Genomic DNA, 12,853 nt, shown 5'->3' on the forward strand with positions numbered 1-12,853 from the left:
TTTTTCCTACATCGAGGGACGCCCGTCAGGGCGTCCCTCTTCAGTGTATCAAAAAAGCCTCGCAGAGTTTGCCGCCCGCAGGCGGCAAAGAAGTAAAATCATTTTCTCTTGCGACATGTGCGTGAGAGAAAATACTTCTCAGGCTGCAAGTGTGGAATTTGTGCGCCTATGGCACACAAATTATGCGCGCAGCAGACTGCAATCCTTTTGCCGAAAAAAACGAAGGGTTTTTCGGCAGTCTTGAGAGGGACGCCCGTCAGGGCGTCCCTCTTTTCGTCTCCGCCGCATCCTTTACGCCTCCTGAACGGAGGACGCTGTCCCCATCGCACAAAATCTCCAATGGACGCACCGCACCTCCTGTACATTTTGCCGTATTCTGCTGTGGGATGTAGGCGCCCCCGTCTTGACCGAAAGGAAAATTTCGGCTATAATAGACGGTACACCCGCTTCGGCGGGATATATGCGGTACGCCGCTGAATGGAAAGGAATCTCATCGAAAATGCAAGATCAGCGCAGTCTGCTGGCACAGTTTCTACGCTTCTCCTCGGCCACCGTGGCCTCCCTCATGGTTTTTTCCCTGTACTCCATCGTGGACGGCCTGTTCGTGGCCAAGGGTGTAGGGGACTACGCCATGGCGGCGGTGAATCTGGCCGTCCCCTTCACCAACGTCATGTTCTCCATCGCCGTCACCTTCGCCGTAGGCACCAGCACCATCCTCTCCATCTATCTGGGGCAGGGCAACCGGGAGCACGCCAACCGCCTGTTCTCCCAGAATCTGGTGCTGCTGGCGATCATCGGCCTGACCATCACCGCTCTGGTGCTGGTCTTTCTGGAGCCCTTTGCCCTGCTGCTGGGGGCAGAGGAGGAGACGCTGGGCTACACCATGTCGTATCTGCGGGGGCTGGCTCCCTTTGCCATCTGCTTCATCGTGTCGTATAATCTGGAGATCCTGGTCAAGACCGACGGGCGGCCCATGCTGGCCATTCTCACGGTGTGCATCGGCTGCCTCACCAACTGCGTACTGGACTATGTGGCCATCTTTGTGCTGAACTGGGGCGCATGGGGCGCCGCCTTCGCCACAGGCCTGAGCCAGCTGCTGACCTGCATCATCTACATCACCCACTTCTTCGGCAAGCACACCACCTTCCATCTGGTACGCTTCCGTCCGGAGGGCTCCATCTACCGCCGCCTGATCCCCATCGGCCTGGCGGACGGTGTCACGGAGCTGTGCAATGGCGTGATGATCTTCCTCTTCAATCACGTGATCCTCCGCTGCATCGGCACCGACGGGCTGGTGAGCTATACCATCATCGCCTACACCAATACGCTGGTGGTGAACATCATGCTGGGTGTGTCTCAGGGCTCCCAGCCGCTGGTGAGCTTCCAGTACGGCCGCAAGGACTCGGAGAAGTACCGCCGGCTGCTGCGGTACGGCCTGATCACCGTAGCCATCATGACGGCGGTCTGCTTTGCCGGTATTTTCCTGCTGGCCCCGCAGCTGGTACATATCTTCCTCGGCTCGGAGAAGCCTCTGCTGAACGCCGCCTCCACCGGGGCGCTGCGGCGATACGCTCTATCGTATCTGCTGGTGGGCTTCAACATCCTCATGGGCGGCTTCCTGACGGCGGTGGAGCGGCCCCGCTCCGCCCTGTGCATCTCCATGGGCCGGGGACTGGTGCTGCAGGCCGGGGCGCTGCTCCTGCTGGCGGCGCTCTGGGGCGGCAGCAGCATCTGGTTCGCCCCCCTCTGCTCGGAGCTTCTGTGCTTTGCCATGGCATTGATCCTCATGCGCCGCTTCCGCCGGGATACGACGGCGTAAGGGCAGCGGCAAAAACATTTGAAAAGCTTCCCCCCATCTGTTATAATCGTCTTACAACGTGTGGCGTTTCTGCGTAAATCCGGTTGCAGAAGCGCCGCACGTTTTTTGCGGAATTCCATAGGCAAATCGTGCAGCAGAGATGCGTAAGTCCGGATTTCCGGGACTTACGCATTTTATCACGCCGAAAGAGAGGACACATCTATGGAACACAACACACAATTTCTGGAGACCGAGCCCGTCGGGCGGCTCATGCACCACTATCCCCTGCGTCACCTCCCTACTGGTGGGGGCGCTCTACAACATCGTGGATCAGATCTTCATCGCCAGCGCCAGCTATCTGGGTTCCTACGGAAATGCCGCTAATACGGTGGTCTTTCCCCTGACTGTGGTGGCGCTGGCCATCGCCGTCATGATCGGCAAAGCCATACTATTACAGTGGAACAAACGGCGGTGGTATCGTTATCAAAAAGGACTTCGCCAGCGTGACGTGGCGGACTATTGATCGATGGGAACAGGGAAGCGTGCAAATCTTCAAATCCACACGGGAGAGGTATTTCAAGCAGGGTCTTGAACGCCAAAAATTATTTCGGTAGAATGATTGTAGGATATTAGTAAGAGATACTACCCATGATTGCTAAATCTATTACTGTTCTGCATACATATCCCAATAAAAACCGGAGTAGCGCAGCTTACGCTGCGCTACTCCGCACAATCAGACCTGCTTATCCGGGTATGCCGGGAAGTTACGTTGTTATCCGGTTTTTACACGATGAAATACAGCACCAGCGGGATGCACAGCACGTACAGCACCGGGTGTACCTTCTTTGCATCGCCTGTCAGCACCTTGATCAGCACGTCCGTCAGCACGCCCAGGCAGATCGCCGCAGCAATGTCGCCGGTAAAGGTGCCGAACAGGATCATCGCGAAGGGGCCGAAGCAACTCTTGAAGTCGGAGAAGTCCAGCTTCGTAAAGCCCGACAGCATGGAGAAGCCCACGAAGATCAGCGCCACGCCGGTCACGGCAGTGGGGATCATCAAAAACAGCGGGGACAGGAAAATGCACACCAGGAACAGCACTCCGCTGACAATCGCCGTCAGGCCCGTGCGACCGCCAGCTTCCACGCCGATGGTGGATTCAATGAAGGTGGAGATGGTGGTGCATCCGGTGCCGGAGCCCACCACGGTACCAACAGCATCCACCAGGAAGGGCTTTTCAATCTGGGGGAAGTTGCCATTCTCATCCAGCATATTGGTCTGGGCGCCCACGGCGATCAGTGCGCCGAAGGTAGCAAAGAAGTCGCTGGTAAACAGGATGAAGATCCACACCAGTGCGCCGGGGATGTCAGCCAACACGGACTTGAAGTCGTAGCACAGCACCAGATTGCCGATTTCGCTCATATCCGGCAGGGACACCAGCGCAGCAGGCAGCGTAGACACACCCATAGGAATGCTGATGATGGTGCCGACAATGATGCCGATCAGAATAGCGCCGCGCACCTTGTAGGCCGTCAGCACGCCCATCACTGCCAGGGTGATCAAGGCCAGTAGCACCGCAGGCTGGGTAAAATCGCCCAAAGCCAGACCGCTGTCGCTGAAAGTGGCAAGGCCGGTGTTTTTAAAGCCCAGATAGGCAATAAAGAAGCCCACGGCGGTTGGTATGGCAATCTTCAGGTTTTTCGGCAGCAGATCCACCACCATTTTTCGCACGCCCAGAACCGTCACCAGAATGAACAGGATACCGGAGCACAGCAGCAGTGCCATGGCCCAGCCGAAGGATACCGTGCCGCTGTTGACCAGCCCGCCAAGAATGAAGTTGCTGCCCATAGCGGTAGACAGTGCCAGCGGCAAATTGGCATACAGGCCCATAAACAGGGTGATGATACCGCTGACCAGCGCACACATCACCAGCAGCGCCGACTTGCTGATGACAATGCCGTTTATATCCGTGATGTAGGGATCGGGGCCGAAGCCACAGATGGCTGAAGGCTGCACTGCCAGCACATAGGCCATGGTCATAAAGGTGGTGATACCTGCCAGCACTTCCCGCCGGACGGTGGTACCGTGGTCCTTCAGCTTAAAAAAATCGTTCTTCATGTTGCTCCTCTCTGTGCTCTTTTGTAAATTGGTTTTTCAGGGAATTCGGTTTTATTCCACGACCTCCAGAATGGGGTCGATCACCTTCTGCTGCACCACATCAATAAATCCGCAGTCGGTAATGGCGTAAGCGGGGATAGCCGCCAGACAGATAAAGCTGAGGAACATGAAGGGAATGGCAATTTCCGTGCCCATTTCGTGAGCCACCCGGTTCAGTTCCTTTTTCTTCTCCGCCAGTTCCTCCAGCGGCAGGTCGCTCAGCAAGCCGCAGATGGGATACGCCACCTCGGCGGCCACCTTGCCGTCCCGGACGATCACCTGTCCGCCGCCCAGCTCCACGCAGCGGTTCACCGCCAGTGCCATGTCCTCAAAGCTGTCGCCCATGACAATGATGTTGTGGTTGTCGTGGCCCACGGAGGAAGCCATTGCGCCGCCCCGGATATGGAAGCCGCCCATAAAGGCCTTGCCCACATTTCCGTTCTTGCCATGGCGCTCTACCTGCGCAATGTACAGCACATCCTGCTCCACATCGCACTGCACCACGCCGTCTACCACCGGCAGCTCCACATCCCGGCGATTGGTGAAGGGCATGTAGGGCAGCGTATCCATCACCAGCGCCTTCACCTTCTTGGCGCCTGCAGGGGCATGGATCTTGAAGCTGTCTGCCGTGATGGGGTTCTTCAGGTGCATGGTGTTCAGCACACAGGGCTCATGCTCTGCCGTCTCATAGTGTACCAACAGCTTGCCGTCGTCCGTAATCTGGCGGCCGCCGGCAAAGGTGGTCAGCACGCGGAAATCCTCCGGGCCGGTGGTGATATTGATGTCCGCCCGGCGTCCGGGGGCCAGTCCGCCGATCTCCCGATCCAGATTGAACGCCCGTGCGCAGTTGACGGTAACCATCTGAATAGCCTTGACAAAGTCCAGCCCCATGCCCAGCGCCGTGCGCAGAGAATCGTCCAGATGGCCCCGCTCCTGCAGGTCCACCGTGTGCAGGTCGTCGGTAACGATGCTGACCATGGCGGTGTCCAGATGATTTTCCATCACGGTCTTCAGCAGTACCGGCATATTCCGAGCAGCGCTGCCCTCGCGCATCATCAGGTGGCAGCCGTTGCGCAGCCGCTCAAACACATCCTTTTCGCAGAAGGACTCGTGGTCGGTGGATACGCCGGCGGCGATGCAGGCGCTCATAGCCGGGCCGTACATATCCGGCAGATGGCCCTGCAGCGTCTTGCCGGGCATCGACAGCGTTGCGTCAAAGGACTCCAGCAAATCGGGGAAGCCCGCCGTGATATAGGGGCCAACACACTCGGACAGGCCCACCGCATCCGGACGCTTCAGTGCCTTGCGGATGATCTCCGGGTTAAAGCGGCCGCCGCTGGTTTCCAGATTGGGAGAAAACGGCACATGGGACGGCACCACGAAATAGATTTTCAGGTCTGTGGCTTCTGCTTCCTTCAGGATGGCCTCGATGCCCTCCAACCCGGACACCACGCCCACCTCATGCAGGTCTGTCATGATGCCGGTGGTGCCGTGTGCCAGCACCGCCTCGGCAAAGGGACGGATTGCCAGTGACGAGCTTTCCGGATGGATATGCCCGTCCAAAAAGCCCGGGGTCAGATACTTTCCTTCCGCATCCACCACCCGGGTGCCTTCACCGATGCAGTATTCCACATCGCCCACGGCGGCGATGGTGTCGCCGCAGATGGCCACACCACCGTCATAAATCTCACCGGAATAGACATTGACTACCTTGCCGTTCCGGATCACCAGATCGGCCGGAGTCTCCCCTTTCGCAACGGACAGTAATTTCTGATTCATGCTGTACCTCCATACTAAACACAAAATTCCGCTTGCTGCTGTTTCTTCTATGTTCTGGTGCCTCGCACCGGTAAAACCTTTAAACCTTCACCACCGGGAAGCGATCCGGCAGCTCAATGCCCGCCCGCTTGTAGATGGCTTTTGCCCGGTCGCAGGCCTCCTTCAGAATGGCCTCCTCGTCCAGCGTCAGGATCTTCCGGTCCCGCATCAGCCACTTGCCGTCACACATGGTGGACTGGATGTTGGCCGAATGCATGGCCGTCACCAGTGCGGCGATTTTGTCATTCACCGGCATCATAGACGGGCCGTGGGGGTCAATGACGATCAGATCCGCCTTCTTGCCGCATTCCAGACTGCCATACAGGTCTTCGTCCAGCAGCGCACGGGAACCCCACTTGGTGGCCATCCGCAGAATATCCTGTGAGGGAACGACCGTGGGGTCCAGACGCCAGCCCTTGTGAATCAGGCTGGTCAGCCACATCTCGTCCACCATGTCCATATGGTTGGAGGAAGAAGCGCCGTCCGTACCGATGGAGGGCCGCAGTCCCATAGCCAGCATCTTCGGGATTCGTGCAAAGCCCAGCACACGCATGGCGGAAGCCGGGTTGTGAGAAATCTTTACTTCCCGCTTCTTGAATAGTTCCAGTTCCTCGTCCGTCAGCCATACTGTGTGAACGGCCAGCAAATTTTTATCCAGTACGCCCAGCCGCTCCAGATGCTTCACTGTACCCTCACCCCAGCGGGCATAGGTATATTCTTTTTCCTCCTTGGCCTCAGCCACATGCATGTGGATACCGACGCCGTATTTATCCGCCAGTTCCTTGGTGCGGACGCACAGCTCATCGGTGTTGTTGAAAATGGTACGCAGTCCAAACCAAACCTGTACCCTTCCGTCGGCGGTATTGTGGAATTTCTCCAGATCCACCACCTGCTGCTCCAGTTCCTGCTCCATGGTGCGCTGCCAGATTTCCGGCAGTCCCTCGCCGCAGTCCATCACAGATTTGGCCAGCTTACCGCGCAGACCGGATTCCGCCGTACCGCGGGCCATGCCGGAGACGAACTGTCCGCCGGGTTCTGCAAAGGAGGTCACGCCGGAGCGAATCAGCTCCAGACTGGTCATCAGCGTGGATACATAAGAGTCCTCCTCCGTCATGTTGCTCTCAAAGGGCCACATCCGGTCATGAAGCCAGCAGATGAAATCAACATCATCGCCCACTCCGCGGGAAATCTGCTGGGAGGTGTGTACGTGAGTGTTCACAAACCCGGGCAGTACATACTTGCCCTGCAGGTCAATGACCTCTGCGTCGGGCTTCACCAGCCTGGGGTCTACCTTACCAACCGCCGTAATGCGGTCATCCTCCACCAGCACACCGCCACCGTCAAAAACGGTGTCCTGCTGATCCATGGAGACGATGTAACCGTTCTTCAAATAGGTTTGCATGAGATCCCTCCATCCAGATACTTGTCAAATTGCTTCGTAAATGATATACTTACCTTACAACCTATAACGGTTATAGGTTCAAGCCCTAATTTTGATTTTTCTGGATTTTCTAGTGTTCTTACAAAATCCTAGCGTTACATAGCGGGAAAATGGGAGGTTTTATGAAAGAATTCTTGACGATCGGGGAGCTTGCCAACATATTCAACATGGATGTCCAACTGCTGCGCCATTATGATACCAAGGGTCTGCTGGTGCCGCAGGTGCGCAACAGCGAAAACAACCGCCGCTTTTACCATTTCGATCAGGTCTATCCCTTGGCCACGATCCGATACCTGCGGCGACTGGACTACTCCCTTGCCCAGATCAAGGCTTTTCTCCACAGCAACGGTCTTCGTGATAACCTGCAAATGCTCTCCCAGCAGGCGCAGCAGCTGCGCCGTCAATGCGATGAGCTGAATGCCACCATCCAAATCATCCAGCAGAAGGTGGAGTTTATCGAGAGGGAACAGGCGGTCAGCCAGCGGGATAAATTCTATGTTCGCACCTTCCCGCGTCGCGCCTTTCTGCACATCGGCGAGGAAATCAACCTTTTTACCCATGAGCTGTTTTACTTCTATCCCACCGTAGGCTTTTATCAGGGACAGCGAAAATGGTTCGGCGCTTATCTCTATGAAGACACTCCCGACGAGGCCCGCCGCCTGCCGGATTTGATGGCCGAACAGCCCGTTTCCTATATTCCTGCCGAGGACTATCTCTGCGGCTATCATTACGGACCGTATCTCACCATTCAGGACTCCATCGACCGCCTGTTTGGTGAAGCTTACCGCCGGAAGCTGCCGGTGGATGACTGTGTGATCACCCCCAATATCGTGGATCAGTGCTGCGAGGGACACCCGGATAATTATATTACCGGCCTGGAGGTGCGCATCCTCTCCCTTGATGAACAAAATGAAAAAAAGTCCTTTGCGGCCATTTCCAAGCCTGAGGACATATAGCTGCACAGCAGCCCTCACGGTTATGCCGTGAGGGCTGCTGTGTGATTGGCTTATTCTGCAAAAACATCCCAGCCAAGCCGGATATACAACATTTTTCAGATCCTTCCCTTGGGTACCTTTTCAAACGGATTCCGATCCGATATAATATATCTATCAGCCTAATGAATCATGCGAGGTGCCGCCAGTACATCGCCATGCACTTTGGCGAGGAAGCGACGGAAAACGTGCTGGTCTACGAGGACTTTTCCGGCGGCAACCTGGAGCGCCCGCAGTTCAAGAAAATGATGAAGGATTCCCAGAAGATCGCCTTTGCCGCCATCGTGGTCTACCGCCTCGACCGCATCAGCCGCAACATCGGCGACTTTGCCGAGCGCACAGAATTCGACGGTGAGCACGGCATCATGGTGTACAACCGCTCGCTCCAGCGCCCCGGCAAGGCAAACCAGATCCGCCCCATGGAGGAATGGATCGTGGCGGTGGGCAAGCATCCCGGCATCATCGCAGGCGGCGATTGGGTGCGGGTACAGTCCATGCTGGATGTGAACAAATTCAAGAGCTACCGCAGACCCCGCAGCAATGTGGCACCGCTGGCACACTGCAGCTCGTCCAACTCCACATGAGGAATGTCATATTCCTGCGCCAGCCGCCGGGCCAGATACGTTTTCCCGCTGCCGCCGATGATGCGGAGCTTCATATCCGGCCCTCCTTGCCTGTATCAGCACGCCCTGGCACGAGAAAAGACACGGCAGAACTCTGCCGTGTCTTTTTGCACATTTTGTTCCCGATGCGGAGACTTAGTCCACCATGCTCTTCAGGTTCTCAGAGACAGTGATGGGGGCAGCGGTAGCGGCCTGCACCTGCTCCACGGTGAACTCGGGGTTGATCTCGGTCATGAGCAGACCCTTATCGGTCACTTCCAGCACGCACATCTCGGTGATGATCTTGTTGACGCAGTGGGAAGCGGTCAGGGGCAGACGGCACTTCTCGAAGATCTTGGGGTTGCCCTTGGCGGTGTGCTCCATGCAGACGATGCAGTGCTTAGCACCCACGCACAGGTCCATAGCGCCGCCCATGCCGGGCATCTTCTTGCCGGGGATGATCCAGTTGGCCAGATTGCCCTGGGCATCCACCTCCAGAGCGCCCAGGAAGCAGGCGTCCACATGGCCGCCGCGGATCAGGCCGAAATTGGTAGCGGAATCGATAAAGCCGCCGCCGTAAGCCACGGAAGCAACGCCGCCACCGGCATCGATGACGTGGTAGGGATCATAGTTGGCGTCGCCCTCTTTGGGGGTAGCGCCGGCGGAAACGATACCCAGCTCAGCGTGGATGATCAGCTCCACATCCTTGGGCAGGTAGTTGGGGATCAAGGTGGGCAGGCCGATGCCCAGATTGACGACATCGCCGTTCTTCAGTTCTTTGGCGCAGCGCTTGGCGATAAAGCCTTTGATCTCGGACTTTTCCATTACTTTCTATCTCCTTCCACGATGTAGTTCACGCACATACCATAGGTATGAACGTTCTCGGGCTCGATCTCGCCCACGGGAACCAGATACTCGGTCTCAGCGATAACGGTGTCAGCGGCGGTAGCCATGACCACGTTGAAGTTCCGCATGGTACCCTTGTACCAGCAGTTGCCGTACTCGTCGCACTTGTAGGTGCCCAGCAGGGCGAAGTCGGCGTGGATGGGCTTCATCAGCAGATAATCCTTGCCGTCGATGGTCTGACGGCCCAGGCAGAAGGGGCTGTCCTCCACCAGAGTGTCGACGCCCACGGGGGTCAGGACGCCGCCCAGACCGGCGCCGCCGGCACGGATGCACTCGGCCAGAGTGCCCTGGGGCAGCAGATTGACCTCCAGAGTACCCTCGGTGTTCTGCTGGCCCACCTCGGGAGTCATGCCCACGTGGGTAGCGATCACACGCTTGACCTGATGATTGTGGATCAGCTCGGCAATGCCGAAGAACTCCTCACCCTTGGGGCCCACCGCACGGGCCATATCGTTGGCGATGAGGGTCAGATCCTTGGTACCGCGAGCCACCAGCTCCTTCACGATCGCCCGGGCCTGACCGCAGGCCAGGAAGCCGCCGCACATAATGGTGGCGCCATCGGGGATCATTGCCGCTGCCTCTTTGGCAGTGATAACAGGTTTCTTTGCCATTTCAGTTCCTCCTTGTTTATTTTCGTTCTCTAAAATCGTCAAAATTTTATCACACCTTGATATCATAACACATGAAGGCGAAAATTGCAAGAGAACGTGCAGGAAAAAATGCAGGAAAACGGCGCTATGCCGCATCAGACGGTCATGGGGACTATGCCCCATGACCGTCTGCACAGGTTGGATTTACTTCATGCCCCGCTTGACCATCTCGGTCACAGCGAAGGAAGCCACGTCGTCGGCGTACTTACCGGCACCGAAGCCGGCATCATAGCCCAGCTCCTTAGCCAGCTCGTGGGTGATACGAGGACCACCGCAGCAGACGACAAACTTGTCACGCAGGCCCTCGGCCTCCAGAAGCTCAATGAGGTTGGTGAGGTTCTGGATGTGAACGTCCTTCTGCGTAACGGTCTGGGAGACCAGCAGAACATCGGCGTGCAGCTCCAGAGCCTTCTTAATGAAGTCCTCATTGGGGACCTGAGAGCCAAGGTTGTAGGCCTCGATCATCTCGTAACGCTCCAGACCATAGTGGCCGGCGAAGCCCTTACGGTTCATGATGGCGTCGATGCCCACGGTGTGGGCGTCGGTGCCGGTAGAAGCACCCACCATAACGACCTTGCGGCCGATATGCTCACGGATGTAGTCGTTGGTGTCCTCCATGCTCATGACGTCGGACTCCACGGTGATCACGTGGATATCCTCGTAGTTGACGGAGTGGACACAGCTGCCGTACACCACGTAGAAGGTGAACTCCTTGTCCAGAGGGGCGTGGTAGGCCACGTTGGGCTCTTCCAGACCCATCTTCTTGGCGATCTGGCGGGCAGCCTCCTCACCACGCTCATCGTCCTTGATGGGCAGGGTGAAGCTGGTCTGCACCTTACCGTCGTTCATGGTATCGCCGTAAGGCTTCAGGCGGGTCAGGTCCAGCGTGGTATCGAAGTCGATTTTGTGGGTATTATACAGTCCGCTGCTCATTCTGCCGCCACCTTACCTTTCATGACCTCAACGAAGGGGTTGAAGTATTTGTCGTCCTTGACCACAACACCGGCCAGGCCCTTGCCGCCGTCCTTGGGACGCTTAACATCGGCGAAGATACCCTTCTCGATGGTGGTGAACAGGCCCAGCTTCTCGATCTCCTTCAGCAGATCGGTGGCCTTGGTCAGCACCTCGTTGGCACGGTTGCGGATGATACCGTTCTCTTTATAGGTCAGCTCGCTGCCCAGATCCTTCATGGTACGGAAGATATACTGAGCATTCTCGATCGACAGAGCACGGTCGGACATGAACGGAGTGTGGATAGCCTCGGTCATCATGCCCAGCAGGCACAGCTTCTGGCCGGTCAGGATGGTGACCATGTTGAACAGGGCATCCTGGATGTGGCCACGGAAGATGTTGCCGGTCATGAACTTCGTGGGAGGCATATACTTCAGCGGCGCATTGGGGAAGATCTCACGGGCCATCTGAGCCTGAGCCAGCTCGTACAGGAAGGTATCCTCCACGGCGGGATCCATCTCAAATGCGTGGCCCAGACCCATCTGCTCCTCACGCATACCGGCGGTCTTGGCGAAGGCTTCGTTCAGGAACTGGGAAGCCAGCACCGTGTGAGCGCTGGTGATAGCGTCGTCGGTGGTCAGATAGTTGTCCTCACCGGTGTTGATGATAACGCCGGCATAGCCGTTGATAACACGGGAGAAGAACTGGTCCACGATGGTGCGCTGCATATTGATATCACGGAACAGAATGCCGTACAGAGCATCGTTCAGCATGACATCCAGACGCTCCAGAGCGCCCATGGCAGCGATCTCAGGCATACACAGACCGGAGCAGTAGTTGCACAGCCGGATATAGCGGTGCTGCTCCTCGCCCACTTCGTCCAGAGCCGCACGCATCAGGCGGAAGTTCTCCTGGGTGGCGTAAGTGCCGCCGAAGCCCTCGGTGGTAGCGCCGTAAGGCACATAGTCCAGCAGGGACTGACCGGTGGTACGGATCACGGCGATGATATCTGCGCCCTGCTTGGCGCCGGCCTTGGCCTGGATGATATCCTCGTAGATGTTACCGGTAGCCACGATGATGTACAGGTAGGGACCTTCTCTGTCGCCCCACTCCTTCAGGTAAGCGTTGCGCTTGGCAACGTTTTTGTTGATGCGCTCCACCGTTGCACGAACCACGGGGTCAATCACGGCACGGATCTCCTCGTCAGAGTGAGCGGGAACCTTGGACAGATCCAGCTCACCACTGTCGACGGCCTCAGCCACAGCCTGAGGATCCTTGCCGGTCTCTACCATGGCATTGCCGATAGCCCAAGCAGCGCCTGCAGGGAGCAGGGAAACTGCCAGCAGATGATCCACCACCACGTTGGGCATGGGGACGTCCATATCGTTGACGCCATCGACACCCAGCAGACGGCAGACGGCACGCTCAACGGTGACCGTAGTGTGCTGGTCGATAAAGACCTGAACGTCGTCGGCCACCTTGGCGGCAGACTGACGGGCCTGATTGACCAGCTCCATATTCAAGCCGAGTTTGCTTTCCAT

Annotated in this window: 11 protein-coding genes and 1 pseudogene; 4 read left to right on the forward strand and 8 right to left on the reverse strand. The window is 57.2% G+C overall.

The window, feature by feature from the left end; all coding sequences use genetic code 11:
- Positions 1-499: 499 nt before the first annotated feature.
- Together KJS28_RS06150 and KJS28_RS06155 are read left to right on the forward strand one after the other, a co-directional pair.
- Positions 500-1,819 carry an MATE family efflux transporter gene (locus tag KJS28_RS06150; protein ID WP_213542172.1) on the forward strand — a complete coding sequence of 440 codons (1,320 nt, stop codon included), beginning with the start codon at positions 500-502 and terminating at the stop codon, positions 1,817-1,819.
- Between the two features lie 201 nt (positions 1,820-2,020).
- Positions 2,021-2,237 (forward strand): annotated as a pseudogene (locus KJS28_RS06155) (MATE family efflux transporter); the annotation flags it as partial.
- Between the two features lie 344 nt (positions 2,238-2,581).
- Here KJS28_RS06155 and KJS28_RS06160 read toward each other — a convergent pair.
- From KJS28_RS06160 to KJS28_RS06170, 3 genes are all read right to left on the reverse strand, one after another.
- Positions 2,582-3,913, reverse strand: coding sequence for an NCS2 family permease (locus tag KJS28_RS06160; protein WP_213542173.1), 1,332 nt, complete (start codon positions 3,911-3,913; stop codon positions 2,582-2,584).
- 51 nt (positions 3,914-3,964) lie between these two features.
- Positions 3,965-5,731, reverse strand: coding sequence for an adenine deaminase (locus tag KJS28_RS06165; RefSeq protein WP_213542174.1), 1,767 nt, complete (start codon positions 5,729-5,731; stop codon positions 3,965-3,967).
- A gap of 79 nt (positions 5,732-5,810) precedes the next feature.
- Positions 5,811-7,172 (reverse strand): amidohydrolase, encoded by a 1,362-nt coding sequence (locus tag KJS28_RS06170; RefSeq protein ID WP_213542175.1) that lies wholly within the window; start codon positions 7,170-7,172, stop codon positions 5,811-5,813.
- Between the two features lie 161 nt (positions 7,173-7,333).
- Here KJS28_RS06170 and KJS28_RS06175 point away from each other — a divergent pair, with 161 nt between their 5' ends.
- Both KJS28_RS06175 and KJS28_RS06180 read left to right on the forward strand, forming a co-directional pair.
- Complete coding sequence (locus tag KJS28_RS06175; RefSeq protein ID WP_213542176.1) at positions 7,334-8,167, forward strand: MerR family transcriptional regulator; 834 nt, start codon at positions 7,334-7,336, stop codon at positions 8,165-8,167.
- A gap of 161 nt (positions 8,168-8,328) precedes the next feature.
- Positions 8,329-8,787, forward strand: a complete 459-nt coding sequence (locus KJS28_RS06180; protein ID WP_213542177.1) for a recombinase family protein — start codon at positions 8,329-8,331, stop codon at positions 8,785-8,787.
- On the opposite strand, the gene KJS28_RS06185 is transcribed toward KJS28_RS06180, so the two are convergent.
- The 5 genes from KJS28_RS06185 to kamD form a co-directional block, all read right to left on the reverse strand.
- Positions 8,724-8,861: a P-loop NTPase family protein gene (locus tag KJS28_RS06185; RefSeq protein WP_213542178.1), complete on the reverse strand. Its 138-nt coding sequence runs from the start codon at positions 8,859-8,861 to the stop codon at positions 8,724-8,726. The genes KJS28_RS06180 and KJS28_RS06185 overlap by 64 nt on opposite strands.
- A 100-nt stretch (positions 8,862-8,961) precedes the next feature.
- The gene (locus KJS28_RS06190; RefSeq protein ID WP_021859464.1) at positions 8,962-9,630 is read right to left on the reverse strand and encodes a 3-oxoacid CoA-transferase subunit B; all 669 of its coding nucleotides are present in this window, start codon (positions 9,628-9,630) and stop codon (positions 8,962-8,964) included.
- Positions 9,630-10,322, reverse strand: coding sequence for a CoA transferase subunit A (locus KJS28_RS06195; protein ID WP_021859463.1), 693 nt, complete (start codon positions 10,320-10,322; stop codon positions 9,630-9,632). Before KJS28_RS06195 ends, KJS28_RS06190 begins: the two co-directional genes overlap by 1 nt.
- A gap of 183 nt (positions 10,323-10,505) precedes the next feature.
- Positions 10,506-11,294 (reverse strand): lysine 5,6-aminomutase subunit beta, encoded by a 789-nt coding sequence (gene kamE, locus KJS28_RS06200; RefSeq protein ID WP_021859462.1) that lies wholly within the window; start codon positions 11,292-11,294, stop codon positions 10,506-10,508.
- Positions 11,291-12,853 carry a lysine 5,6-aminomutase subunit alpha gene (kamD, locus tag KJS28_RS06205; RefSeq protein ID WP_213542179.1) on the reverse strand — a complete coding sequence of 521 codons (1,563 nt, stop codon included), beginning with the start codon at positions 12,851-12,853 and terminating at the stop codon, positions 11,291-11,293. Before kamD ends, kamE begins: the two co-directional genes overlap by 4 nt.

Source organism: Vescimonas coprocola (genome assembly GCF_018408575.1).
In the GTDB taxonomy this organism is placed as follows: domain Bacteria; phylum Bacillota; class Clostridia; order Oscillospirales; family Oscillospiraceae; genus Vescimonas; species Vescimonas coprocola.